The following is a 24,935-nucleotide window of genomic DNA, read 5'->3' on the forward strand; positions in this document are numbered from 1 at the left end:
GGGCAGCAGACGTCGACCGCTCACCGGGCGGCCGTCCCTGCCGTGGTCAACTCCCGCTTCACAGGCGGTACGTCGGCTGCGCGGGGCGGGTCTTCGGGCCGCCGCCCGCGCCGCAGCCACCGAGGAATCGGTACGCCGCCCGCCGCCGTCACCGCGAGGGCTCCCAGCAGGGCGAGCGCGGCTGCCGGGGCGAGCAGCGCCCAGGGGGCGCGTTCGGCGTAGGGCTGGTTCTCGGCGAGGAGCAGGCCCCACTCGGGGGACGGCGGCTGGGCGCCGAGGCCGAGGAAGCCGAGGGCGGCCAGGGCCAGCGCGACGCCGGGGAGCCGAAGCAGCGCGTGGCGGGTGACGGGAGGCAGTACCGCGGGCAGCAGATGGTGCCGGAGCTGGTGGCGACGGCCCGCGCCCAGGCTGCGGGTGGCCGTCAAGTGCAGGGTGGCGCGCTCCTGGAGCAGCAGGGCAGCCGTATGGGCGGCCAGGGGGACCCAGGCCACGGAGGCCACCGCGATGGCCGGGGTGGCCGCGCCGCTGCCCGCGACACCGGCGACGAGCAGGCCCGCGAGCGTGGGCGGTATGGCGTTGAGCGTGTCGAGGAGCGGGCCGGAGAACCGGGGCAGGAGGCCGAGCAGGACACCGGCCACCAGGGCGAAGGCACTGATCCCCAGGGCCAGGGCGAGGGTGTGCAGCGCGCCGTGCCCGACCCGGGCCAGCACATCGCGCCCCAAGGCGTCCGTGCCGAACGGGTGCGCCCAGGACGGCGACTGGAGCCGGGCCGCGGTGTCCAGGGCGAGGGGATCGCGGGCCAGGCTGAGCAGGACGACGCCCAGGAGCAGTCCGCCGTACAGCAGCGGCATCCGGCTCGGCGCGGGTGACGCCGGGCTGTGCAGGGTCGGCAGCGCGCCGTCGCGCAGGGCGGGACCGCTCGTGAGCCGGGCCGCGAGGCGGAAGAGGCCGCCCGCCACGGCGGCGAGCAGCACGAGCGCGAGCGTGCCCGCCTGAAGGACGGGCAGATCCTGCGCCACCGCGGCCTGGAGGGTGGTGCGGCCGAGCCCTGGGATGTCGAAGATCTGCTCCACGGCGACCGCGCCGCCGGTCAGGCCCACGACGAACAGGCCGACGTTTGGCAGCAGTCCGGGGACGCAGCGGCGCAGCGCGTGGCAGGCGATGCGTCGACTCGGGATGCCGCGGGCCGCGGCGGCCCGCGCCCACGGCTCGGCGAAGGCACCGGGCAGCAGGTCGTCGATGAGCCGCCCGAGCAGCGCCCCGGCGGGCAGGCCCAGCGAGACCGCGGGCAGTACGAGCCACTGGGGCCCGTACCAGCCGAGGGCTGGCAGCCAGCCCAACTGCACGCCGACCACGGTGGCGAGCACCGACGCGGTCAGGAACTCGGGCAGCGCGGCAAGCATCGCGGCGCCGCCGCGCGAGGTCCGGCGCCCGGAGAGCCGCCGCCGGGAGCCGAGCCACAGCGTGCGGGCGCACACCGCGCCGGCCGTGAGAACGGCCACGGCCAAGGCCACGGACATCAGCAGCAACGACACGCCCAGGGACTGCGCCACGGAGGGCAGGACCGCGTCGCCGGAGATCCACGACCGTCCGGCGTCCCCGCGCAGCAGCCCGCCCGTCCACCGGCCGAGCAGCCGCAACGGGCCGCCGTCCAGGCCGAGTTCGCCGCGGATGGCCGCCAGGACCTCGGGGGTGGGGGTGCGCTCCGCGGCCCGGGCCTTGAGCACGGTGAGCGCCGGGTCGGTCCGCGAGAGCCAGGGCAGCAGACCGATCACGCACAGCAGCGCGGCGGCGAGGACCGCGCGCCAGAGCAGCGCCGCCGGCCGGCCGGCGCGGACGAGGCTCCGCACGCCGTCCTCAGCGCCTCGTGCCGGCGGAGACCAGCGTCCGCTCGTACGGGTCGAGGATCTCGCCCCGCACCGAGCCGCCGACGCCCGTGATGATCCGCTGGTGGACCAGCGGGACGACGGCGTCGGTGCCCAGGATCGCGGCCTCGGCGGCCATGGCCGCGTCCTGGCGCTCGGCGGTGTCGGCCGCGTTCTCGGCCTTCCGCACGGCCTTGTCGACCGAGGTGTCGCACAGCAGCGAGAGGTTGTAGCTGCCGTCGCAGGTGTAGTCGCTGGCGAGGACCGAGACGGGGTCGCCGGTGTCGAGCATGGTGTTGCGGGCGCCGACGAAGGCGTCGAACTTCCCGGACAGCGCGTCGCCCTCGATGCGGGAGGACTCGCGCACCTCCAGCGTCACCTTGAACCCGGCCTTCTGCAGCTGCTGCTTGAGCACCTGGGCGACCTCGGGCAGCTCGGGCCGGTTGTCGTACGTGGCCAGGGTGATCGACCTGCCGCCGGGTGCCTTGGCCCGCGCCCGGCCCTCGGGCTTGTCGCGCTTGCCCTCGGCCCACGTCAGGGCCGGGCCGAAGATGCCCTCGCCGGTGTCGGCGTGGCCCTCGTACACGTCCTTGGCGAGTGCGGACGTGTCGATCGCGGCACGGGCGGCGGCGCGCAGGCCGGGGTCCTTGAAGGCGCCCTTCTCGGTGTTGAGCTGGAGAGCGGTGGTGCGGGCCGTGGCGGTCTCGCGGCTGTGGCCCTTGTCGAGGGAGGCGGCCTGCGAGACGGGCACGGCCTCGGCGATGTCCACGTCGCCGGTGCGCAGCGCGTTCGTGCGCGCGGTGCCGTCGGCGATGAACCGGGCGTCGACGCCGGACGCCTGGGCGCGCCCGCCCCAGTAGTCGTCGAAGCGGTCGAGGGTGGCCGCGGTGGCGCCGGTCGTCTTGGTGAGCTCGAAGGGTCCCGTGGCGGTGCCGACCGGACTGACCTTGTCGCCCTTCTCGTACGCCTTCGCGGAGAGCACGGCGAGGCCGGGGCTGGACAGACGCAGTGGAAGCGCCGGGTCAGGGTCCGCGGTGGTGATCCGGACCCGGTCGTCGCCGACGGGTTCGGCGGTGAGGGTGGCTCCCGACAGGGCGGCGGTGACGGGGTCGGCCTTGCCCGCGTGGGTGAGGGACGACGCGACGGCGGACGGCGTGACGCGGGTGCCGTCCTGGAAGTCGGCCTCGCGCAGGGTGAACAGCCAGCCGCGGTCGCCCTCCTGCTTCCAGGACGCGGCGAGTGCGGGGGCTGCGGAGCCGTTCGCGTCCAGCTTGGTCAGGCCCTCGGTGACGCCGAGACGGCTGAGGAGGGTGGCGTCGGCTCCGTACGGGGAGAAGTTCTCGGAGGGCGGGAAGGCGAGTGCGACCTTCAGCCGGGCGCCGCCCGCGGTGTCGCCCGACGCGTCGTTCTTGGCGGCGAAACAGCCGGCGAGCAGGGGCGCGACGAGCAGGCCGGCTATGAGGGGACGGTGGCGGACGGAGCGCATGGTCCTCGTTCTCGGTGGGGAGTGGGTCCGGACTCGGTGGGGAGCGGGTCCGAAAGGCGGCAGCAGCCACAGAGGTTACATGACAACCATTTCCATTAATGGCTCGGGGGTCATGATGTGGCCGCGGACGTCTGCGCACCGGGGCTACGGCCGCATGGGTACTTCGAAATGCACGACGCGCGATGCGCCCGCGTCCTCGCGCTCGTCGTGCACCACCTTGCCCAGCGAACGCCAGAACCCCTCGGCGCCGGTCACCGCCGGGTCGGTGTGCAGATAGACGGAGCGGTACCCGCCGTCCGCCGCGGCGAAGTCCAGGAGCTCGCCGACCAGGCGCCGGGCAAGGCCGCGGCGCCGGTGCTCGGCCCGTACGTAGACGCGCCGCAGCTGCGCCGTCTCGCCCGAGGGGAAGCGCTCGGCGATCCAGCGCGGGTTCGGCGGGTGTGCGGGCCCGCGGGAGTCGAGGGCGGCGGTGGCGGCGACCGTCCCGTCCCGCTCGTCCACCGCGACGAGCAGGGTGTGGCGGGCGGGGCTCAGATACGCGCCGTCGAGGTCGATGATGTCGCCGTGCCAGCGCGGTACGTACCCCGTGCCGAAGTCGTGGTAGACGGTGTCGAGCATGACGGCTCGTGCGGCGCCGAGATCGTCGGCGGTGGCCGTCCTGATGCGGTATTCATGCACGTGCACATCCTAAGCATTAGGCCGATATGGCCCGTCACCAGCGGCGTTGCCCGGCCTCGGCGCCGTCTCCGTACCGGGTGCGGTGCCGCCTCGCCGCGTAGAATCGGCAGCCGATATCGGTTTCGGCACCGACCCGGCAGGGGTCGGCGTGGAGGTGCGGGGTGCGGGAGTTCCAGCGGGGCGCCGTGCGGCTGCACATCTTGCATCACGCGGCGCGGGGCGAGATCCACGGCGCCTGGATGACCCGGGAGCTGGCGGGCCACGGCTACGCCATCAGTCCGGGCACGCTGTACCCGACGCTGCACCGCCTTGAGGCGGACGGGCTGCTCGCCTCCGAGCAGCGCGTGGTCGACGGACGTGCGCGACGGGTCTACCGGGCGACCGCAGCCGGACGCGAGGCGCTGGCCGAGGACCGCAGGGCCCTCGCCGAACTGGCCCGCGAGGTCCTCGGCGACGACCGGGTCTGAGGGGGGCGGGTCCGGCCGTCCCGTTCATGTGCCGGTCAGCTACGGGATGCCGCTGTCCGTCGTACGAAGAAGACGACCGCACCGGCGGCCAGGACGGCAGCCCCTGAGACGACGGAGGCGAGCGGAAGGCTGAAGGCGAGCAGCAGGCAGCCCGCCAGGCCGATGACGGGCACGGCGCGCGGCGGCCTGCCCTCCTCCGGTGTCAGGGTCCGGGCGGCGGCGTTGGCGATCGCGTAGTAGGCGAGCACCCCGAACGAGGAGAAGCCGATCGCGCCGCGCAGGTCGGCGAAGGCGACGAGGGCCACCACGGCCGCGCCGACGGCGAGTTCGGCCCGGTGGGGGACGTGGAAGCGCGGGTGGACGGTGGCAAGGGCGTGCGGCAGGTGGCGGTCGCGGGCCATCGCCAGCGTGGTGCGTGAGATGCCGAGGATCAGGGCGAGCAGCGAGCCGAGCGCGGCGACGGCGCCGCCGACGCGCACCACCGGCACCAGGGCGGGCGCCCCGGCCGCGCGCACCGCGTCCGCGAGCGGCGCGGTCGCGTCCGCCAGGCCGTCGGGGCCGAGCACGGCGAGGACGGCGGTGGCGACCGCCGCGTACACCACCAGCGTGATGCCCAGGGCGAGCGGGACCGCGCGGGGGATGGTGCGGCGCGGGTCGCGGACCTCCTCGCCGAGCGTGGCGATGCGCGCGTACCCGGCGAAGGCGAAGAAGAGCAGACCGGCGGCCTGGAGCACGCCGCCCACGCTCGCGTCGCCGCTCAACTCCAGCCGGGCGGCGTCGGTTCGGCCACTGGTGAGGCAGGCGGCCACGACGGCGGCGAGGACCGCGAGAACGAGGGCGACGACGGTGCGGGTCAGCCACGCGGTCTTCTGGATGCCGATGTAGTTGACGGCGGTCAGGGCGACCACGGCGGCGATCGCCACCGGGCGTTCGTGGCCGGGCCAGGCGTACGCGCCCGCGGTGAGGGCCATGGCCGCGCAGGAGGCGGTCTTGCCGACGACGAAGCTCCAGCCCGCGAGGTAGCCCCAGAAATCGCCGAGCCGTTCGCGGCCGTAGACATACGTGCCGCCGGAGGCGGGATGGCGGGCGGCGAGCCGGGCCGACGAGGTGGCGTTGCAGTAGGCGACCACCGCCGCGACCGCCAGGCCGACGAGCAGACCCGAGCCCGCGGCGCGGGCGGCGGGGGCGAAGGCGGCGAAGATCCCCGCACCGAGCATCGCCCCCAGGCCGATGACCACGGCGTCGTGCACCCCGAGGCGGCGCTCCAGCTCGGGCGCCGGCACCGGCCTCGCACCCGGACCCGGCTCCGGCTCCGGTCGAGGGGTGTTCGGTGAGGCGGGGGGAGTGCTCATGGGTGGCTCCTCGGCTGAGTGGTTCCTCTGCGGCGGGAACGGCCCGGGCGGCGTCATGACGGTAGCCGATATCGGCACTCGACAGGAGGGACGGCCGCGCGAGCGACGTTGCATGGTCATACGAAGTCATGCATACTCTTCCTATGTCCAAGGTCCTCACCTCCCTCCCCACCGGCGAGCGCGTCGGCATTGCCTTCTCCGGCGGTCTCGACACCTCCGTCGCCGTCGCCTGGATGCGCGACAAGGGCGCCGTCCCCTGCACGTACACCGCCGACATCGGCCAGTACGACGAGCCCGACATCGCCTCCGTGCCCGGCCGCGCCTCCGCGTACGGCGCCGAGATCACCCGGCTCGTCGACTGCCGTGCCGCGCTGGTCGAGGAAGGGCTCGCGGCGCTCGCCTGCGGCGCCTTCCACATCAAGTCGGGCGGGCGCCCGTACTTCAACACCACGCCGCTGGGCCGCGCCGTGACCGGCACGCTCCTGGTGCGGGCCATGCTCGAGGACGGGGTGCAGATCTGGGGCGACGGCTCCACCTTCAAGGGCAACGACATCGAGCGGTTCTACCGGTACGGGCTGCTCGCCAACCCGCACCTGCGGATCTACAAGCCCTGGCTGGACGCGGACTTCGTCACGGAGCTCGGCGGTCGCAAGGAGATGTCGGAGTGGCTGGTCGCCCACGACCTGCCCTACCGCGACTCGACGGAGAAGGCGTACTCGACGGACGCCAACATCTGGGGCGCCACGCACGAGGCCAAGACCCTGGAGCACCTCGACACGGGTGTCGAGACGGTCGACCCGATCATGGGCGTGCGGTTCTGGGACCCGGCGGTGGAGATCGACACGGAGGACGTGACGATCGGCTTCGAGCAGGGCCGCCCGGTCACCGTCAACGGCAAGGAGTTCGCCTCCCCGGTCGACCTCGTCATGGAGGCCAACGCGATCGGCGGCCGGCACGGTCTGGGCATGTCCGACCAGATCGAGAACCGGATCATCGAGGCCAAGAGCCGCGGCATCTACGAGGCCCCCGGCATGGCGCTCCTGCACATCGCCTACGAGCGCCTGGTCAACGCGATCCACAACGAGGACACCGTGGCCGCGTACCACAACGAGGGCAGGCGCCTGGGCCGGCTGATGTACGAGGGCCGCTGGCTGGACCCGCAGGCGCTGATGATCCGCGAGTCGCTGCAGCGCTGGGTCGGCACGGCGATCACCGGCGAAGTGACGCTGCGGCTGCGGCGCGGCGAGGACTACTCGATCCTCGACACCACGGGCCCGGCGTTCAGCTACCACCCGGACAAGCTCTCCATGGAGCGGACCGAGGACTCGGCGTTCGGCCCGGTGGACCGGATCGGCCAGCTCACCATGCGCAACCTCGACATCGCCGACTCCCGTGCGCGGCTCGAGCAGTACGCGGGCCTCGGCCTGGTCGGCGGCGGCCACCCGACGCCGATCGGCGCCGCGCAGGCGGCTTCGACCGGCCTGATCGGCGCCATGGACGGCGGCGGTGCCGAGGCGATCGCCTCGCGCGGTACCGCCACGGACGAGGAGACGATGCTGGACCGCGCCGCGATGGAGTCCGGAACGGACTGAGATCACGGCTGAGATCATTCATCGGTCGTCGCGCGACCGGCCGGCGGGCCCCGGCGGATCTCGATCCGCCGGGGCCCGCTGCGATGGATGCGGGCCATGCGGGCCATGCGGACCCGGCGGACCATGCGGTGCATGCGGACGATGAGCGGATGATCCTATTCCGCCCCGGTCTCGGCGGACTCGTGCATACGATCACCTTCGGTCTCCAGGGGGGAGATCTTTGTCTGCGAGGAGGGGATCATGGCCGGAGTTTCCAGGCGTGCGCTGCTGGGGTATTCGGGTTCGGCGGCGGCCGGTGCGGTCATCGCGTCGGCGGGCTCGGCGGAGGCGGCCGAGGGCAAGGCGGCCGAGGGGAAGGCGGCGGGCGCTTCGACCGCTTCCGACGTCGAGTGGGGTTCGGGGGTCGAGTTCAGCGGCAACTCCAGCATCGGCGACGTCGACGCCTCCATGCGGGTGAAGTTCAGCCTGGAGATCGAGAACGCGCCGTCGGGCAAGGACGTGACGGAGCTGGACGTCGCCAATGCCATCAACGGGCTGCTGGAGTCGCGTGGTTGGCCGCCGATGCAGTTCTACGGGACCGTGTCCGCCCCGCTGAACTGATCGCACGCCGAGGGGTCCTGGTGCCTGGTGCCGTACGGCACCAGGGCCACTCGGCCGTCAGTGAGTCGAGGCCGCACCGTCGGCGCGGACCACGCCGAAGGCGTCCGCCATCCGCAGCGCCGCGTCCAGGTCGCCGTTGACCTCGATGAGCTGCGCGCTGAGCGCGTCCTCGAGCGGCAGCGAGCCGACGCCCAGTTGGAGCAGGGTGCTCAGATCGGTGACGAGGGTGACGGCCGCGTCCGCGGCGGGTCCGAGGTCCGTCTCGACCGTGCCGTCGTCGACGCGGGCGTGGAAGACGAGATCGCCGATCACCCACTCGTACGTCTCGCGTACGCCGAGAGCGCGGTCGGGACGGAACGAGGCGCCGACCGCTCCGACGATGCCGTGCCGGCCTCCGGTGGCCTCGGGATGCGCGCCGACGATGGCGATCGCCCGTGCGGCGGCCGGGAGTTCACCCTCCAGCTGGGCGAGGCCGCGCGCCATGGCGTCCTGGACGTCCACGAGGCGCGCGCCGACGGCGAGGAACGTCCCGAGGTCGGTCGTGATGACGCAGGCGGGGTCCGTGGCGCTGCCGTTCTGGATGTCGAGTACGCCGTCGTCGACCCGGAGGTGGAACGCGTCGCCGTCCACCCGGAACTCGTACGTCTCCCGCACACCGCCGGCCTCGTCGGGCCGGAAGCTGGCGCGCAGACAGCCGAGCACCCAGTTGAGCCGGAAGGTGTCGCCCGGCCGGGAGGCCGTCGGCAGCCGCATGCCCCAGCGGGTGAGTTCGTCGACCACCGGGCACATGGCGGCGCCGAGTTCCGTCAGTTCGTACACCGCGGACGGTGCGGGGGGCGGCAGCTTGGACTGGCTGAGGACGCCCGCGTCGCGCAGCGCGCGCAGTCGCTCGGCCAGGACGTTGGGGCCGATGCCGGGCAGTCCCGCGACGAGGTCGGTGTAGCGCTTGGGGCCGAGCAGCAGCTCGCGCACGATCAGCAGGGACCATCGGCCGCCGACGACGTCCAGGGCCCGCGCCGCCGGACAGGACTGGTCATAGCTGCGTGTCATGCGAGTCGGTTCACCTTCCCCATTGATAGCAGGCACTTAGGTTTTCTATAGTACCCATCAACTCGGGGGTACCAGTGGCCTGTTGAGTCGCGCTGGGGTGTGACCGCCCCACGCAGAGCATGCGATCAGTTTTGCGCCGGACCGGCGCGGCACATCGACGCGACCATCGAAGGGACCACCTGTGACCCGGGCGACCTCTCTCCCGCACGCGCGCTTACGCCACCGCGTCGCGCGTGCCGTGCGATCCGCGCGTGCCGTGACCGCCGCAGGCCTGCTCTCGGCGCTGCTGGTGGGCGGGGTACAGGCGCCGGCGCAAGCCTCGGGGGCCCCTTCTGGCCTGGAGCGGTGCCCCGGGCGGGCGAGCGTGGAGGTGTTCAAGGAAGGGGGCGTGCCCATCCTGGACTGGCGGGAGAACCTGGAGTTCGACGGGCGCGGCACGCTCTGGGTCGCCCACATCATGAAGCACCGGGTCGAGGGATACGCCCCCGACGGGACGCTCAGGACGAGCTTCCCGGTCAACGGACCCGGCGGGATCCGCCGCGGCCCGGACGGCATGATGTACGTCAACTACGGCGTGAACCCGCTGACGTCGGCCCTCTCCGGCGGGGGCGGCATCATGCGGTTCGACCCGGCCGCCGCCCGGCCGGAGCCCGAGAAGTTCGTGGACGGCGTCTCCGGCATCAACGGCCTTGCGGTGGACGCCGACGGCAACTTCTACCTCAGCCGCGAACTCGCCACCGGCGTCGTCAAGATCCGCCCGGACGGCACGAAGGACGAGGCGTGGACGCGGGCCGCGGACGTCTTCGGCACCAACGGCCTGGAGATCGTCGGCGACCAGCTCTACAGCAGTGTCATCACCGACGCCGCGTCCCCGGTGGTGCGCATCCCGCTGAAGAACCCCGCGGGCCACACCAGGGTCACCGAACTCAGCCCGAACCCCCTGGACATCAAGCTCCTCGACGACCTGACCTCCTTCGACGGCGACTTGGTGGTCGCGAGCTTCCGCGACGGCGAGCTCATCAGGGTGGACCCGGACACCGGCAGCTCCTGCGTCCTGGTGTCGGGCCTGCGCATGCCGAGCAGCGTGCGCGTCCCGCGCGGCTTCGGCGACCACGACGCGCGGCGGGAGCTGTTCGTGGTCGAGGCGTCCGGCCGCATCGTGAAGGTGACGGTCTGACCTGGTCGTGTGACGCGGGGCGTAGTGCGAAGGCAGCGTACGGAGTACGGAACATGAATCATCGGGGGAACAGAGCAGCATGAGTGGCGACCACGGCGACGAGCGGGACAGCGGGAGCGACAGGGACAGCGACAGCGGCGGCGGTGGCATAGAACCGCTGACGCCCGGCGACCCGCGTCGGATCGGCCCCTATCCGCTCATCGGCCGGCTCGGTGCCGGCGGCATGGGCCGGGTCTACCTGGCCCGCTCCGAGGGCGGCCGCACGGTGGCCGTGAAGGTGGTGCACGAAGAGCACACCTCCAACAAGGAGTTCAGGGCCAGGTTCCGCCGGGAGATCGAGGCGGCGCGGCGCGTGGGCGGGCACTTCACGGCACCGGTGCTCGACGCGGACCCGGACGCCGCGCGGCCCTGGGTGGCCACGGGATACGTGCCGGGCCCCTCCTTGGAGCAGGCGCTCCTGGCATACGGCCCGCTGCCCGACTCCTCGGTGTACGCACTGGCCGACGGGCTGCTGCGGGCGCTGAAGGGCATCCACGGCGCCGGCATCGTGCACCGCGACCTGAAGCCGTCCAACGTGCTGCTCACCGTCGCGGGCCCGAAGGTCATCGACTTCGGCATCGCCCGAGCGCTACAGGTATCCGTGGAGTCGCTGCTCACCAGCACGGGCATGGTCATCGGCTCGCCCGGCTTCATGGCGCCCGAACAGATCCTGGGCGAGGAGACGGGCACGCCGGCCGACGTCTTCGCGCTCGGCTGCGTCCTCATGTACGCGGCGACGGGGCAGCTGCCGTTCGGCCACGGCGCGAGCAACCAGCACGCGGTGATGTACCGCATCGTCGAGGCCGCGCCCGACCTGACCCTCGTCAAGGACGAGCCGCTGCGCGCGTTCATCGCCCGCTGCCTGACCAAGTCACCCGCCGAACGGCCGGGCGTGGACGAGCTGTTGGAGGCACCCGAGCGGCCCCGCCCCTCGGGTGCGGGGAAGGGTGCCTGGCTGCCGCCGGCGCTGGTGGCCCGCCTCGCGGAGGACGCGGCGAGGCTGCTGGACGTGGAGGCGCCGGGCAGCGAGGCCGCGGGGGCTTCCGAGCCGCCGGAGCCCGCTCCGGCGGGGGACGTCGCGACCTTCGGGCTGCGGGCGGCTCCCGAGCCGCAACCGGAGGCCGGGGGAGAGGCGAAGGCCGAGCCGGAGTCGCGGGAGAAGGCGGACCCGGCAGTGATCTCCCCGGCGGTGGGCGCGTCCGCCCCCAAGCGCGCCCACCGGCGCACGCGCAGGACCTGGGCCATGGCCGTAGCGGTCACCGCCGTGCTGGCCTCCGGAGGCACCGTGGCCCTGCTCGACGGCGAGGACGGCGCCCAGGGAGCCCCTGGAGCCGACGGCACCCCGCCCGGCTCCGACAGCTCCCCGACATCTCCGGCGCCTACGGGATCGAAGGACCCCGACGGCAAGGGCAAGGACGGCAAGGACGGAAAAGACGGCGAGGAGAAGGGCAAGGGCGGCGACTCCTCGGCGGGCAAGGACGGCAACTCCTCCGGGGGCGCCGCGGGCAATGACAGCGCCTCCGGCGACGACCCCGCAGCCGCGGGGGAGGAGGGTGCAGACCCCAAGGCGCCGTCGGGCGGAGGCGGTTCGGGATCAGGCGACTCCGACTCCGACTCCGGCTCGGGCACAGGTGCGGGGTCAGGGTCAGGGTCCGGCTCGGGCTCCGGCACCTCCGACAACCGCGTCCCGCAGGGCTTCGTCGGAACCTGGACCCTCACGTCTCCGTACGTCCAGCAGCCGCAGAAGGTGATCATCTACCGGGTCGCACCGGGCGGGTACGCCGTCAAGCTCGTCACCGATTCGGGCAACGGCGGGCACTGCGAGAACCACGCCAAGCTGGTGTCGGTGGCCGACGGCGGCAAGCGCATCAACGTCGGCACCGCTCACGTGGACGAGGGGCGCTCCAGCCAGATCCTGTGCGGGGACATGGACCCCTCCTTCTTCACCCTCGACGCCCCGAGCGGCATCCGCCACGACGTCGGACCCGCCCACGGCGACGGGTATCACTACGACCGGTCCTGACCAGGTGTCCCAGTGGGTCATGTGTCCCATTGGGACATCGAGAGGAGTACAGTAGACGGACAAGGGGGACATCAGGCGCACCGTACGAGGAACGAGAAGAGGCATCCCAGATGTCAGCGCAAGAACGCCCCGAACTGCCTTCCACGATGAAGGCCGTCCAGTACCGCAGCGTGGGCACGGCCCCCGAGGTGGTCACCGTCCCCCGCCCGGAGCCGGGCCCCGGCCAGGTGCTCCTGAAGGTCACCGCCGCGGGCGTCTGTCACTCCGACATCGCGGTGATGAGCTGGCCCGCGGAGGCGCTGGCCTTCCCGCTGCCGCTCACCCTTGGCCATGAGGGCGCGGGGACCGTCGCCGCCCTCGGCGAGGGCGTCGCCGGCTTCGAGGCCGGCGACTCCGTGGCCGTCTACGGACCGTGGGGCTGCGGAGCCTGCCTGATGTGCGCGCAGGGCAAGGAGAACTACTGCACGCGCGCCGCCGAGCTCGGCATCCTGCCGCCCGGACTCGGGGCGCCCGGCGCCATCGCCGAGTACATGATCGTGGACGACGCGCGCCACCTGGTCCCGCTGGGCGGCCTCGACCCGGTGACCGCCGTGCCGCTCACCGACGCGGGCCTGACCCCGTACCACGCCATCAAGACCTCCCTGCCCAAGCTGACCCCCGGCAGCACCGCCGTGGTCATCGGCACCGGCGGTCTGGGGCACGTCGCCATCCAGCTGCTGCGCGCGCTGACCCCGGCACGGGTGATCGCCCTGGACGTCACCGACGGCAAGCTGCGCCTCGCCCACCAGGTCGGCGCCCACGAGACCGTCCTGTCGGACGAGCACGCGGCGGCGAAGGTCCGCGAGCTGACCGGCGGCCTCGGCGCCCAGGCGGTGTTCGACTTCGTCGGCGCGCCGCCCACCGTCGCCACGGCGACCGCCTGCGCAGCCGTGGAGGCGGACGTCACGATCGTCGGCATCGGCGGCGGCGCCGCGTCCGTCGGCTTCGGCACGACCCCCTACGACGCCGCGGTCCGCGCCCCGTACTGGGGCAGCAGGGCCGAGCTGATCGAGGTCCTCGACCTGGCCCGCTCCGGCGCGATCGACGTCCATGTGGAGACGTACACCCTGGACGACGCCCCCAAGGCGTACGAGCACCTGCACGAGGGCCGCATCGACGGCCGGGCGGTCATCCTGCCCCACGGCTGACCCCGCCGGCCCTCGGCGCACGGCCGCGACGACGTCGGGAAGGGCATCATCATCCGGCCATTCCCGACCGGCTCGCCGGGACTTGTCCCCCCAGCCCACCGCACCGGGGGGAGACACGCCCGAGGCGCACCGCAGATCACGGGTGGCGGGATACGGCCTCCTGGTCGTGCGCCAGTTCGCACCGGCGTGGTTACGTGGTCCCAGCCGGGCCCGGGACGACTCGACGTACGCGACACCCCTCGTGCCGCGTGACGAGAGGAACCCGCGCCATGCCTGCGTTACCGGCCCTCATGGGCAGGCTGTTGACCGCAGCCTCCTGGCTGACCAGCCCGCTCGCCCCGGACGACTATCTCGGACTGATCGATCCCCTGCTCGACGCGCGGCTTCCCGCGGGCCGGGTGACGGCGGTGCGCCCGGAGACCCCGGACGCCACCACCCTCACCCTGCGGCCCGGCCGGGGCTGGGCGGGACACAGGGCGGGGCAGTACCTCCCGGTCGGCGTCGAGATGGACGGCGTACGGCACTGGCGCACCTACTCCCTCACCTCCGCGCCGGACCGGGCGGACGGACTGCTGACGATCACCGTCAAGGCCGCGCCCGACGGCAAGGTGTCCCCGCGCCTCGCCCACCGGACGCCGCCGGGCACGGTGCTCCGACTCGGCCCGGCGCAAGGGGAGTTCGTGCTGCCGGACCCACTCCCCGCCCGCATCCTCCTGGTGACCGCGGGCAGCGGCATCACCCCGGTGATGAGCCTGCTCCGCACTCTCATGCGCCGACGGCCCCCGCCCTCCGATGCCGTCCTGCTGCACAGCGCGCCCAGCGCCAAGGACAGCATCTTCAGCGGTGAACTGCACGCGGCCCGGCGGCGGTTGACCTGGCTGTCCTACGACGAACACCACACGCGGCGGAACGGCAGGCTCACCCCGGAGGCCCTGGGGCGGCTCTGCCCCGACTGGCGCGAGCGCGAGACCTGGGCCTGCGGTCCGGCCACGCTGCTCGACGCGATGGAGGACCACTGGGGGAGGGCAGGCCTGCGGCAACGGCTCCATGTGGAGCGCTTCCGGCTCGCCCCGGTCCTGCCGCCGGACCCCGATGCCGCCCCCGGCGGCCGGGTCCTGTTCACCCGCACCGGTAAGGAGATCGCCGCGGACGCGTCGACCCCGCTCCTCGCCGTCGGCGAGTCCGCGGGGGTACCGATGCCGTACGGATGCCGACGAGGCCTCTGTTTCGGCTGCCTCACTCCGCTGACCTACGGGCGCGTGCGCGATCTGCGTACCGGCGAAATCCACGACCGGACCGGCCAGTTGATCCAGACCTGTGTCTCGGCCGCGGCCGGACCGACGGCCCTCGACGCCTAGCCACCGAAGGAGTCCTCATGACCGCGACCCCTCTCGCCGCCACCGGTGCGGAGCCCGCCAAGGAACTCGACAAGCAACTGGGGGAGGAGCTCGACCGGATCCGCTCCGAGGTCATCGCCGCGCGCGGGGCCGACGACGCCCGCTACATCCGTACGGTGATCGCCACCCAGCGCGGTCTGGAAGCGGGCGGCCGGGCGGCTCTCGCCGTCTCCCTGTTCCCGCCCGCCTGGGCGGCGGGCACCGCCATGCTCTCCCTCGCCAAGATCCTGGAGAACATGGAGCTCGGCCACAACATCCTGCACGGCCAGTGGGACTGGATGGGTGATCCGGCGATCCACTCGGCCACCTGGGAGTGGGACTTCCTGACGCCCGCCGAGGCCTGGAAGCACACCCACAACCATCTGCACCACACCTGGACCAACGTCGTCGACCGCGACCGGGACCTCGGGTACATCCTCTTCCGGATGAGCGCCGACCAGCCCTGGCAGCCGCGCCATCTGGCCCAGCCGCTCTACAACTTCGTGCTCGCACCGTTCTTCGAGTGGGGCATCGCGCTGTACGACCTGGAGCCCGAGGCTGTCGCCTCGGGCTCCAAGTCATGGCGTTCGCTGACGGCCGACCTGACCGGGGTCCTGGCCAAGGCCACCCGCCAACTCGCCAAGGACTACGTACTCTTCCCGCTGCTCGCGGGGCCATCGGCGCTGCCCTGCCTGATGGGCAACCTCACGGCCAACACCGTGCGCAATCTGTGGTCGCACACCATCATCTTCTGCGGTCATTTCCCCGGTGACGTCCAGACCTTCACCGAGGAACACATCGAGGGCGAGACGCGGGGCCAGTGGTATCTGCGGCAGATCCAGGGCTCCGCCAACATCGAGGGGAGCCGGCTCTTCCACATCCTCAGCGGAAACCTCAGCCACCAGATCGAGCACCACGCCTTCCCCGACCTGCCGAGCAACCGCTATGCCGAGATCGCTCCTCGCGTGCGCGAACTGTGCGAGAAGTACGACATCCCTTACGTCACGGGGCCGTTGCGGCGGCAGTACGGCTCAGCGTGGGGACGCATCCTGCGCTTCGCTCTCCCCGCGCTGCGCCGACCGGCGCGGACCTAGATGCGCAGCAGCCGTTCCATGGACTCCCGGTACTCCCGCAGCGCGAGGCGCAGTTCCTCCGTGTGCGCCTCGGTGTCGTGACCGTGCCAGCTCGCGCGCAGGGTGCGCCGCCGTTCCGTGAGGGTCTCGGTCAGGTGCCTGACGGCGTCGTCGAAGAGGCTGTCGGCCTCTTCGACCGCCTGGCGCGGGCTCTCGACGAAGGTGCTGAGGGCCTGTTGGAGCCGCAGGCCGAGCTTGTCCCGTTCGTCCTGCGGGAGCAGGACGGAGCCAGGGGCGTGGGCCCCGGAGGCAGCGGGCGTACGGGTGGGTGCGCCGGACGCTGGGCCACCGGGCGCGCCGGACGCGGGGCCACCGGGTGCGCCGGGCCCGCGGCCACCGGACGCGGGGCCACCAGGTGCTGCTGCACCAGGTGCGGGCGCACCAGGCGCTGGTGCGACAGGGGTGGGTGCGGGGGCGGCGCCACCGGCGGCCGGCTCGCGCGGTGTGAAGTGCTGGGAATCGGTCATGACGTGCCACTTCCCTTCGCATGGCGCCGGGGCAGTGCCCACGGCGTGTGGCCGCGGTCGGCGGTGGACGGTCGGCCGTTACGGGACGAGTCGGCCGGGTGTTCGGCGACCAGGGCATCGAAGAGGCGCCGGGCCTCGACCATGGCCTCGCGCATTTCCTCGGTGCCGCTCTGCCCACGGGTCGCCGTGTGCACGCTGCGGTAGCCGTGGACGGAGTGTGCGTGGTGGACGGAGAGCGCGGCCACCTGCTCATCGAAGTGCTGACCGTCGGGGAAGCCCCGGTCCCTGGCGAGGCGCGACAGCAGCGCGTCGGCCTCGGTGACGGCCTGCTGCGGTGATTCGACGAACTGTTCCTGGACGCCGGCCCACTGGGCCACGTAGCGCTCGCGCGCCCCGGGCGGCAGGGGTTCGGCCTTGACGGAGCCGTGGAGCCGTACTCGCTCGCGGAGTTCCTGTTCGGCTGCCCGGACGTCCCCGTCGTGACGGGCGACGGTGTGGTCGTACTCGGGCCCGAAGCGGTGCTTCAGGCCGCGTCCGCCGCCCCGGGCTCGCCGCAGTCCGACGAAGAGGACGGCGGCTGCCGCGATGACGACCACGGCGATGATGACGGCGGTGATCATGGCTGCCTCCCTTGATCTCGTGGTCCGTTCGCCGCTGAGGCCGGCCGATGGGCGCCCACGCGACGCGGGCACCGATCGGGGCGTATGTGATCAGCGGTGGAACGGCTGGTTGTGGTTTCGCACGGCGGCCGAGTACCCCCATGTCCGGAGATCAGTCGGCGGTGACCGTACGTATCGACGCTCAGGAGGCGCCGAACGTCCGCCGGTAGGCCTCGGGCGGCAGTCCCGTGACGCGGGCGAAGTGGCGCCGGAGCGTGGCGGACGTTCCCATGCCGGTCCGGGCCGCGATCCGTTCGACGCTCTCGTCGCTCGACTCCAGCAACTCCTGTGCCAGCCGCACGCGTTGGCCGAGCAGCCAGCGCAGCGGGGCGGTTCCGGTGACGGCGTGGAAGTGCCGGGACAGATTGCGGCTGCTCATGCCCGCCTGCCGGGCCAGGTCCTCCACCGTGAGCGGGGAGTCGAGCCGGGCGAGCACCCAGGGCAGCAGATCCGCCAGCGGGTGGTCGCGCCCGTGCGCCACCGGCGCCGGGATGAACTGTGCCTGGCCGCCGTCCCGGTGGGGCTGGGTCACGAGCAGCCGGGCCAGCGCGTTGGCCACCGTCGCCCCGTGGTCGGTGCGGACGATGTGCAGGCACAGGTCCATGCCGGCGGCCTTCCCGGCCGAGGTGAGCACGCTGCCCTCGTCGGTGAAGAGCACCCCGGCGTCGACCCTGACGCGGGGGTGGCGCTCGGCGAGCCGGTCCGCGTGCGCCCAGTGTGTGGTGGCCCTGCGGCCGTCGAGGAGGCCCGCCGCGGCCAGGACGAAGGCGCCGGTGCACAGCGAGACGATCCGGGCGCCTGCCGCGTGCGCGGCACGCAGGGCATCGATCAACTCGCCCGGCGGGCCGAGCTCGACGTCGCGCCAGGCCGGGACGATCACCGTCTGCGCGGTGGCGAGGGCCTCCATGCCGTGGGAGGTCTCGGCGCGGAGCCAGTCCCCGACGCGTGTTCCGTCCGTGCCGCACACGGTGAAGGAGTACCAGGACCCGGCCAGGTCGGAGTGGTCCGTGCCGAAGACCTCGAAGGCCGCCGCGGCCTCGAAGAGCATGCTGCCCTCGGGAAGTGCCATCGCCACGGTCGCCGCAGTGCGCATGTCCGAAACTGTACGCCCCTCGTCATTCCGGCCACTGGTGGGGCGTGCGCCGGGCCCGGAACATGGTGGGCGCAGGGCACACCGCCCTCCGGACACCAGGAGCCCACCATGAGCAACACCCCTTCCACGCCTGCCGTAGCGGATGCCGACGTCTGGTCCCAGGGGCCGACGGTGGCCGTCGTCGGCGCCTACGGCCACACCGGCCGCTTCGTCGTCGCGGAACTGCTGCGCCGCGGCGCGACGCCGCTGCTCGTGGGCCGGGACCGGGGGAAGCTCGACGCGCTGCGCGGCCTGGCCCCCGACGCGCCGGTGCGCGTGGCGTCCACCGAGGACGCGGCATCCCTCGACCGTGCCCTGGACGGCGCGGTGGCGGTCGTCAACTGCGCGGGACCGTTCCTGATGACGTCCCTTCCGGTCGTGGACGCGGCGCTGCGCGCGGGCATCCCGTACCTGGACGTCGCGGCCGAACAGGGCGTCACCGCCGCCCTGTTCGACACCTACGGCGACCGTGCGCGGGACGCCGGCGTCGTCGTCGCGCCGTCCCTTGCCTTCTACGGCGGCCTGGGCGACCTGCTGGCCACCGCGGCCCTGGGGGAGTGGCCGGACGCGGACGAGATCACCCTCGCGTACGGCCTCGACAGCTGGCACCCGACCCAAGGCACCCGCCTGACCGGGGAGAGCAACGCCGGGCAGCACCTCGTCCACTCCGGAGGCGGGCTGCGCCCCTTCGACTACTCCCAGGACGTCTTCTCCTGGGACTTCCCCAAGCCGTTCGGCACCCAGGACGCCTCCGCGTTCGCCACGGCCGACCAGGTCACCCTGCCGCGCCATGTGCGCACCCCCGAGGTGCGCGCGGTGATGAACCTCGCGCCGCTGCGCGACGTCCGAGCGGCGCGGACCCCGGAGCCGGTCCCCGCCGACGCCGACGGGCGCTCCGCCCAGACCTTCGTGGTCGAGGCGGTCGTCCGGCGGGGCGAGGAGACCCGGCGCGCGGTGGCGGGCGGACGTGACATCTACGCCGTGACGGCGCCGCTCGTCGTGGAGGCACTGGAGCGCGTCCTCGACGGACGCTGCGCGAGGCCGGGCGTCCGCGCCGCCGGGGAGGCGTTCGACGCCGCGGACTTCCTGCGCGCGCTCACCCCCGGGCACCTCACCCGGCTCGACCTGCCGGTCTAGTCCGGCCGCAGCGAGCACCAGATCCGGTCGGGCAGGAACCGTGCGGCCTCGGCGAGATCCATGTCGTACGTGCCCGCCAGCCAGCGGTGCGACGCCTCGGCGACCGGCCCCATGACCAGGACCTCGAGCACCGGTCCGGGCACGGCCGCGATCTCGCCCGCCGCGACCCGCGGGAGCATCCACCGCGCGAGGACCGCCAGCTTGGCCGCCTTGGCCGTGCGGATCTGGTCCGCGTGCGCCGCGAGGTAGCCGGAGTAGCCGGAGGCGTGCAGGAAGAGGGCGGCGTCCGGGTGCTCCTCGGTGAAGCGCAGATAGGCGGCGACCAGGGCGCGGACCCCGGTGCGGGCGGTGCGCGCGCGGCTCAGGGCGGCGATCATCTCGTCGAACAGCTGCTCCATGCAGCGGGTGTACAGCGCGGCGGCCAGGCCGTCGATGCTGCCGAAGTGGTGGTAGAGGCTGCCGAGGCTGACATCTCCGGCCGCGGTGACCGCGCTGACGGTGAACCCCGGCCGGCCCGACGCGGCGTACACCTCCAGCGCCGCGGTCAGGAGCCGCTCGACGGTGGCTTCGCCGCGTTGCTGCTTAGGCGCCACAGCGCACCGGGCCCGCTCCGCCACTGTGCGTCATGGGCGGAGCCTATCCCATCGAAACTAAAACGAGTATCTAGAAATCAACTCCACAATCAGGTTCATGGCGCGGGCCGCGCGAGTGGGGCGACACGCCTGCTCCGTGGCGGTCGCCGGATCCGCCGCGTCGGATGACATGCTGAAACGATCAGTGAAGTGGAGAGTGCGGTACGGCGAGTGCCGGTGACATCTGGACCACGCGAAGGACGAGTGCGAAGTGCTGACCGTGCTGGTGCTGGCCGCCGATCACCGGGCCAGTCGTCTGATCCCGCAGATCGAGACCGTCCCCGGTGTGTACGTCATCTCCCAGACGGACGACAGCTTCCTCGCCCTGGCCCGGGCCCGCGCCCTGCTGCCCGACGTCCTGGTCATCGACCTCAGCGCCCGCTTCGCCGGCGACGCCGCCACGGTCATCGACCAGGCCCGCCAACTCCGGCCGCCCAGCCACATCCTGGTCCACGAGGGCGACGTCGTGGTGGGGACCGTATCGCCCACCGGCGCGGTTGGAACCGCTCCGGTGGGCGCATCGCCGGGACTCGCGCACACGCTGGCACGCCTCGCCGGCGACGCGGCCCCGCCGCCGTGACCGCGCCGACGCTCCGGCAGCGCCGGGCCCGGACCCGCTACAGGTCCGCGACCCGCTACAGGTCCGCGACCCGCTACACGTCGGCGACCCGCACCGAGAGCCCGTAGTCCAGCTCGGACCCGTCGACCAGGAGCGCCTCGACGGTGCGGGTCCCGGGGTCGATGTCGGCCTCCATCCCGTCACCCGCGTACCGGGGAAAACCGGAGGACCCGGTGTCCCCCGTGGCCACCACGACGGCCGAGCGCAGGGCGCCGCGGGCATCGGTCGTACTCTCGCCGTCCCCCGAGAACGCGGGGACCAGCAGGATCTCGAAACGCTGCGGGACAGTGTTCATGCACGTGACGCTAGACAGGACTGGCCCACCACGCACGTCCACCGCTGCCGGTCGGCGCCGCACGCGTCCCCCGGCCGAGCTAGCCGAGCGTCAGATCGACCCGCAGCCGCCCCGGCAGGACGGCCTGGGCCGACGGCTCGACGCGGACGGTGGCCTCGGCCGTGCCGGGCGGACCCGAGAGGGGGTCCGCCCGGCAGGTGAGCGTGTACACGCCCGCCGTGGGAGCGCTGAGGGAGAACCGTCCCTCGGCGTCCGTCAGGGCAGCGATGTCCGGCAGGGGCCGTGGCCCGTCGGTGAACAGGACGTGAGCGCCCGTCACCGGGGTGCCCGACGCGTCGCGGACGACGCCGGTGATCTCCACTGCCGAACCGCTGTCGTTCATCGGGGTTGGCTCACGCCTTCCATGCCACGTAGTTGTTGTAGACGGGTGTGGTGAACCGGGTTCCCGAGTTCACCCGGGCACCGCCGTAGGCGTGGATGCCGAAGCCGTAGCGGCCGGTGCTGTCGATGCGGTAGACGGAGCTGCCGCTCTGTCCGCCCGCGGTGTCGATGTCGTAGTACACCTTGCGCGGAGCGACCGAGTCGATCCCGCGCGCCGCGTACCACTGCGTCCCGGACGGCTTGTCGCCCGGATAGCCGGAGATGTTGCCGGTGGTCTTGAGCAGGTCGGAGTCCGACCAGACGCCGAAGCCGAACCAGCCCGTGGTGGAGCCGATGTTGGAGGGCGTGATGATCGCGCCGTAGTCGAAGTTCTCGTCGCCGTTGCTCGTCCAGCCCGTCACGGATCGGAAGCTGGTGCAGGTGATGCTGCCGTAGGGCAGCGAGGCGCCGTTGCGGCCCGGCATGACCTGGATGCTCTTCACCCAGCCGTCCCGGCCCGCCACACCACTGCCCTTGATGTAGACGCAGTGGCCCGCGGTGGCCAGGGTGTGCGGTCCCAGGAGCCAGCCGGTGCCCTGGTAGAGGGCGTTGTCGCGGGCGGTGATCAGCAGGTAGCAGTGCACCCGCCAGGGATACACGCTGGTGTTGGTGATCTGGATGCGGTCATCGGGACCGTGCACGGTCTCCGGAGCCAGGGGCGGCGGGCCGTACGACGCCTCGCCGATGTCGGGCAGCGTGGCGGTCGGGGCCGTCCAGGCCTCCGGCGCGAAGTGCTCCGGGCGGCGGTAGCCCTCGACGTGCTCCAGGCCTTCGCCCGTCGAGTGCTGGGCCTGGCCCTCGGTGCCCTCGGAGGGCGGCTGCAGGACCGCCTCCTGCTCGGCGGCCAGGGTTATGGCTCCGTCGTCCGGCTCGTTCGTCACTGCGGTGTGTGGATCTTGCGCCATTCTGGATCACCCGGCTTCTCTCAGAGCTGCGATGTGATGCCTTTCAGGACGCCGCGGCCGCAACGTTTTTTCGGGTCGATTCCCCTTCTTACTGCCGCCGGACAAGTGTCGCAATGAGCCTTTTGCGCCGACCGTCGCGCGTGCGCAGGTTCTGCCGTCCGGGGCGCGCAGTGCGTCAACTGTCCGACTCCCGGGGCCCACAGGGCGCTCGGGGCGTCACCCCGCCCCGCCGCCCCACGGCGAACGGACCCGGACCGGGCCTCAGCGACCTCGGCCGGACACAAGCGCCCCGCCCGCTGCGGGAGCGGGCGGGGCGCTATGCCTCAATCACGATTCGAACAGGCAAACAGCCCCCGGGAGCGGGCCGTTCCGCCCCCGCGGACGCTAGGGGCGGGCGTAGGGACGGGTCATGATCTCCATGTTGTGGCCGACCGGGTCGTCGAAGTACGCACCGCGGCCGCCGAACAGCCGGTTGATCCGGCCCGGTTCGGTGTGGTTGGGGTCGGCGTAGTAGGTGACCCCGACCGTCTCCAGGCGGGTGATCATGGAGTCGAACTGTTCGTCGGGCACGAGGAACGCGTAGTGCTGCGACTGGATCGGCTCGTCGCGCAGCTCGTAGTAGTCGAGCGTCACGCCGTTGCCGAGATCGACGGGCAGGAACGGGCCGAACGGCGCGCCGACCTTCAGGCCCAGGATCGCGGCGAGGAACTCGGCCGACAGCTGCCGGTCCTTGGCGAAGACGGCGGTGTGGTTCAACTGGGCGGTGGTGACAGGTGAAGTGGTCTCGTGCGGGAGCTGGTCGTACGGCATGGGTGAGGTCTCTTCCGGATCTTGGGGTCCACTGAGGGCGCGCCGCAGGAGGGGGCGCGGGGAGGGGAAGTCGGAAGAGGGGACGGCGGGGCTCTGGCCCGCCTCGCGCTCACGCCGAGGCCGGACGCCTTACTCGTGCATGGCCCAAGGCCGACCCGGCAGTCACGTCAGTGACCTTAAGGGGCGCCACGGGGGCGGGGCAACGCAGTTCCGGCCGTGCGCCGCCCGGGGCCGGGGCGGGGGGCAGGGACCCGCGCCGCGTCCGGCCGGCGGCGCACCTCCGGCCCGCGGGCGTTAGCCTCGTCCAAGGCGACGAGGCAGTGGGACGACGAGGCAGCGGAAGGGAGACGGGCGTGGCGGAGCAGCGGGGGCGTTCCCGGCGGCGGGGGCAGGGTGAGCTGGAGGCGCAGGTCCTCGCGGCCCTGCGCGAGGCGGAGGGCCCCGCGACCGCGGGCTGGGTGCAGGAGCGGCTCGGCGGGGATCTCGCGTACACGACCGTCGTGACGATTCTGACCCGGCTCCTGGACAAGGGCGCGGTGACCCGCGAGCGCGCCGGGCGCTCCTTCGCGTGGACCCCCTCGTCCGACGAGGCGGGCCTCGCGGCACGCAAGATGCGCAAGGTGCTCGACGGCGAGCGCGACCGGGAGGCGGTCCTTGCCAGCTTCCTCACCGCCCTGCCGCCCGGCGACGAGCAGCTGCTGCGTGAGCTCCTGGGCCAGGCCGAGGCGGAGAGGGACGTCTGAACCGTCATGGGGATGTTCGTCCTTCTGCCCCTCGTGCTGCCGCTGACCGCCTGGCCGGTCGCCCGGCTCGCCGAGCAGCGCCTGCACCCCCGCACCGCCACCCGGCTGCTCACGACGGTCGCCGCGGTCATGGCGCTCGCCAGCACCCTGTGCCTGGGCCTCCTGATGGTCGTCGGCACCGCCCAGCTGCCCGGGAACCCGCTGCCGGACGGCTGGTCCGACCCTGAGGTGCGCGCCGCCGTCCCGTACGACGGGGTCGCGGGGCGTCTGGCCATTCCGGGGCTGCTCGCCGTGGCCGCTGCCTGTGGCCGGACGCTGTGGCGCCACCGCCAGGTGCGCCGCCGTGCCCACCGCGCGCTGGCCGGACTGCCCGGCACCGCCGTCGCGGTCCTGCCCGACGACGTGCCTTACGCGTACGCGCTGCCCGGCGGCGCACGCGACCGGGTCGTGGTCACCACCGCCCTGCTCGACTGCCTCGAACCCGCCGAGCGCCGCGCCCTGTTCGCCCATGAACGCGCCCACCTCGCGACCCGGCACCACCGCTACCTCCTCGCCGTGCAGCTGGCCGCGCGCGCCAATCCCTTCCTGCGCCCGCTGCGCACGGCCGTGTCCTACACGACCGAGCGCTGGGCCGACGAGGACGCCGCCCACACCGTCGGCGACCGCAAGGCCGTCGCCCGCGCGATCGGCAAGGCGGCCCTGCACTCCCGTGGCGCCCCGGCCCCGACCCTGGCCGGACTCGCCGCCCCGGGGCCCGTGCCGCGCCGGGTCGCGGCCCTTCTGGGCCCGGCCCCCGCGGCCCGCAGCTGGCCCTCCCTGTTCACCGCGGTGGGGCTCGCGGCGTGGGCCGCGGCGGCGGGGGCGGCGGCCTCCGCCATGTCGTCGGCGAACTCCGCCGTGACGATGGTCCTCATCCTGCACGCGGCCACCCCGCTCTAGTTTTCGCGTCGGACTCCCGGCGAACCTGGTTTGCCGTTCCTTTACAGTGGCTGTAGAAGCAGTACCGCTTCCCCGCCACCGCCCTCGTACGACACTTCGTACGAGTACGAGAAGGAGCCACGGACCCGCAATGGGTGAGCCTCCCAGTACGA

At 73.0% G+C, this 24,935-nt stretch carries 25 protein-coding genes; 12 read left to right on the forward strand and 13 right to left on the reverse strand.

Going from position 1 to position 24,935, the window contains the following annotated elements; all coding sequences use genetic code 11:
• Positions 1–20: 20 nt before the first annotated feature.
• From ACIGXX_RS31560 to ACIGXX_RS31570, 3 genes are all read right to left on the reverse strand, one after another.
• On the reverse strand, positions 21–1,850 hold the full coding sequence (locus tag ACIGXX_RS31560; protein WP_399980699.1) for an ABC transporter permease subunit: 1,830 nt from the start codon (positions 1,848–1,850) through the stop codon (positions 21–23).
• Between the two features lie 7 nt (positions 1,851–1,857).
• On the reverse strand, positions 1,858–3,351 hold the full coding sequence (locus ACIGXX_RS31565) for an ABC transporter substrate-binding protein (protein WP_351164226.1): 1,494 nt from the start codon (positions 3,349–3,351) through the stop codon (positions 1,858–1,860).
• Between the two features lie 144 nt (positions 3,352–3,495).
• Positions 3,496–4,029: a GNAT family N-acetyltransferase gene (locus ACIGXX_RS31570; RefSeq protein WP_351164227.1), complete on the reverse strand. Its 534-nt coding sequence runs from the start codon at positions 4,027–4,029 to the stop codon at positions 3,496–3,498.
• 161 nt (positions 4,030–4,190) lie between these two features.
• Between ACIGXX_RS31570 and ACIGXX_RS31575 the strand changes: the two genes are divergently transcribed.
• Entirely contained in the window at positions 4,191–4,496 is a 306-nt protein-coding gene (locus ACIGXX_RS31575) for a PadR family transcriptional regulator (RefSeq protein WP_351164228.1), read from the forward strand.
• Between the two features lie 35 nt (positions 4,497–4,531).
• On the opposite strand, the gene ACIGXX_RS31580 is transcribed toward ACIGXX_RS31575, so the two are convergent.
• Entirely contained in the window at positions 4,532–5,848 is a 1,317-nt protein-coding gene (locus tag ACIGXX_RS31580; protein WP_399980705.1) for an APC family permease, read from the reverse strand.
• A 143-nt stretch (positions 5,849–5,991) separates the two neighbouring features.
• On the opposite strand from ACIGXX_RS31580, the gene argG reads away from it, so the two are divergent.
• Positions 5,992–7,440, forward strand: a complete 1,449-nt coding sequence (gene argG, locus ACIGXX_RS31585; RefSeq protein ID WP_351164230.1) for an argininosuccinate synthase — start codon at positions 5,992–5,994, stop codon at positions 7,438–7,440.
• Positions 7,441–7,680: 240 nt separating this feature from the next.
• The gene (locus ACIGXX_RS31590; RefSeq protein ID WP_351164231.1) at positions 7,681–8,040 is read left to right on the forward strand and encodes a hypothetical protein; all 360 of its coding nucleotides are present in this window, start codon (positions 7,681–7,683) and stop codon (positions 8,038–8,040) included.
• A 57-nt stretch (positions 8,041–8,097) separates the two neighbouring features.
• Here the strand turns inward: ACIGXX_RS31590 and ACIGXX_RS31595 are convergent, their stop codons facing one another.
• The gene (locus tag ACIGXX_RS31595) at positions 8,098–9,090 is read right to left on the reverse strand and encodes a winged helix-turn-helix transcriptional regulator (protein WP_399980710.1); all 993 of its coding nucleotides are present in this window, start codon (positions 9,088–9,090) and stop codon (positions 8,098–8,100) included.
• Between the two features lie 388 nt (positions 9,091–9,478).
• On the opposite strand from ACIGXX_RS31595, the gene ACIGXX_RS31600 reads away from it, so the two are divergent.
• The 5 genes from ACIGXX_RS31600 (at position 9,479) to ACIGXX_RS31620 (ending at position 15,986) form a co-directional block, all read left to right on the forward strand.
• Entirely contained in the window at positions 9,479–10,267 is a 789-nt protein-coding gene (locus ACIGXX_RS31600) for an SMP-30/gluconolactonase/LRE family protein (RefSeq protein WP_399980713.1), read from the forward strand.
• A gap of 79 nt (positions 10,268–10,346) precedes the next feature.
• On the forward strand, positions 10,347–12,329 hold the full coding sequence (locus tag ACIGXX_RS31605) for a serine/threonine protein kinase (RefSeq protein WP_399980716.1): 1,983 nt from the start codon (positions 10,347–10,349) through the stop codon (positions 12,327–12,329).
• Between the two features lie 146 nt (positions 12,330–12,475).
• Positions 12,476–13,516, forward strand: coding sequence for an NAD(P)-dependent alcohol dehydrogenase (locus tag ACIGXX_RS31610; protein WP_351164478.1), 1,041 nt, complete (start codon positions 12,476–12,478; stop codon positions 13,514–13,516).
• 269 nt (positions 13,517–13,785) lie between these two features.
• A complete protein-coding gene (locus tag ACIGXX_RS31615; protein WP_399980719.1) occupies positions 13,786–14,874 on the forward strand; it encodes a ferredoxin reductase in 1,089 nt (362 codons plus the stop codon).
• Positions 14,875–14,891: 17 nt separating this feature from the next.
• Complete coding sequence (locus ACIGXX_RS31620; RefSeq protein WP_399980722.1) at positions 14,892–15,986, forward strand: fatty acid desaturase family protein; 1,095 nt, start codon at positions 14,892–14,894, stop codon at positions 15,984–15,986.
• Here the strand turns inward: ACIGXX_RS31620 and ACIGXX_RS31625 are convergent.
• From ACIGXX_RS31625 to ACIGXX_RS31635, 3 genes are all read right to left on the reverse strand, one after another.
• Positions 15,983–16,492, reverse strand: coding sequence for a hypothetical protein (locus ACIGXX_RS31625; RefSeq protein WP_399980725.1), 510 nt, complete (start codon positions 16,490–16,492; stop codon positions 15,983–15,985). The genes ACIGXX_RS31620 and ACIGXX_RS31625 overlap by 4 nt on opposite strands.
• Complete coding sequence (locus tag ACIGXX_RS31630) at positions 16,489–17,112, reverse strand: hypothetical protein (RefSeq protein ID WP_351164238.1); 624 nt, start codon at positions 17,110–17,112, stop codon at positions 16,489–16,491. The genes ACIGXX_RS31625 and ACIGXX_RS31630 overlap by 4 nt, the downstream gene beginning before the upstream one ends.
• Before the next feature lie 181 nt (positions 17,113–17,293).
• Positions 17,294–18,244, reverse strand: a complete 951-nt coding sequence (locus ACIGXX_RS31635) for a helix-turn-helix domain-containing protein (RefSeq protein ID WP_366464862.1) — start codon at positions 18,242–18,244, stop codon at positions 17,294–17,296.
• A gap of 108 nt (positions 18,245–18,352) precedes the next feature.
• Here ACIGXX_RS31635 and ACIGXX_RS31640 point away from each other — a divergent pair, with 108 nt between their 5' ends.
• On the forward strand, positions 18,353–19,420 hold the full coding sequence (locus tag ACIGXX_RS31640) for a saccharopine dehydrogenase family protein (protein ID WP_399980729.1): 1,068 nt from the start codon (positions 18,353–18,355) through the stop codon (positions 19,418–19,420).
• Here ACIGXX_RS31640 and ACIGXX_RS31645 read toward each other — a convergent pair.
• Positions 19,417–20,013, reverse strand: coding sequence for a TetR/AcrR family transcriptional regulator (locus tag ACIGXX_RS31645; protein ID WP_351164241.1), 597 nt, complete (start codon positions 20,011–20,013; stop codon positions 19,417–19,419). The genes ACIGXX_RS31640 and ACIGXX_RS31645 overlap by 4 nt on opposite strands.
• 250 nt (positions 20,014–20,263) lie before the next feature.
• Here ACIGXX_RS31645 and ACIGXX_RS31650 point away from each other — a divergent pair, with 250 nt between their 5' ends.
• Positions 20,264–20,632: a hypothetical protein gene (locus ACIGXX_RS31650; protein ID WP_351164242.1), complete on the forward strand. Its 369-nt coding sequence runs from the start codon at positions 20,264–20,266 to the stop codon at positions 20,630–20,632.
• A gap of 73 nt (positions 20,633–20,705) precedes the next feature.
• Here the strand turns inward: ACIGXX_RS31650 and ACIGXX_RS31655 are convergent, their stop codons facing one another.
• The 4 genes from ACIGXX_RS31655 to ACIGXX_RS31670 form a co-directional block, all read right to left on the reverse strand.
• The gene (locus tag ACIGXX_RS31655; RefSeq protein WP_351164243.1) at positions 20,706–20,966 is read right to left on the reverse strand and encodes a hypothetical protein; all 261 of its coding nucleotides are present in this window, start codon (positions 20,964–20,966) and stop codon (positions 20,706–20,708) included.
• A gap of 79 nt (positions 20,967–21,045) precedes the next feature.
• A complete protein-coding gene (locus ACIGXX_RS31660; RefSeq protein WP_351164244.1) occupies positions 21,046–21,348 on the reverse strand; it encodes a carboxypeptidase-like regulatory domain-containing protein in 303 nt (100 codons plus the stop codon).
• A 10-nt stretch (positions 21,349–21,358) separates the two neighbouring features.
• The gene (locus ACIGXX_RS31665) at positions 21,359–22,291 is read right to left on the reverse strand and encodes an endopeptidase (protein ID WP_351164245.1); all 933 of its coding nucleotides are present in this window, start codon (positions 22,289–22,291) and stop codon (positions 21,359–21,361) included.
• Between the two features lie 384 nt (positions 22,292–22,675).
• Complete coding sequence (locus tag ACIGXX_RS31670) at positions 22,676–23,101, reverse strand: VOC family protein (protein ID WP_351164246.1); 426 nt, start codon at positions 23,099–23,101, stop codon at positions 22,676–22,678.
• 353 nt (positions 23,102–23,454) lie between these two features.
• On the opposite strand from ACIGXX_RS31670, the gene ACIGXX_RS31675 reads away from it, so the two are divergent.
• On the forward strand, positions 23,455–23,844 hold the full coding sequence (locus ACIGXX_RS31675; RefSeq protein ID WP_351164247.1) for a BlaI/MecI/CopY family transcriptional regulator: 390 nt from the start codon (positions 23,455–23,457) through the stop codon (positions 23,842–23,844).
• Positions 23,845–23,850: 6 nt separating this feature from the next.
• Positions 23,851–24,783 carry a M56 family metallopeptidase gene (locus tag ACIGXX_RS31680; RefSeq protein WP_351164248.1) on the forward strand — a complete coding sequence of 311 codons (933 nt, stop codon included), beginning with the start codon at positions 23,851–23,853 and terminating at the stop codon, positions 24,781–24,783.
• The last annotated feature ends 152 nt before the right edge of the window (positions 24,784–24,935 follow it).

This window comes from Streptomyces sp. NPDC055243, from assembly GCF_044544025.1.
GTDB lineage: Bacteria > Actinomycetota > Actinomycetes > Streptomycetales > Streptomycetaceae > Streptomyces.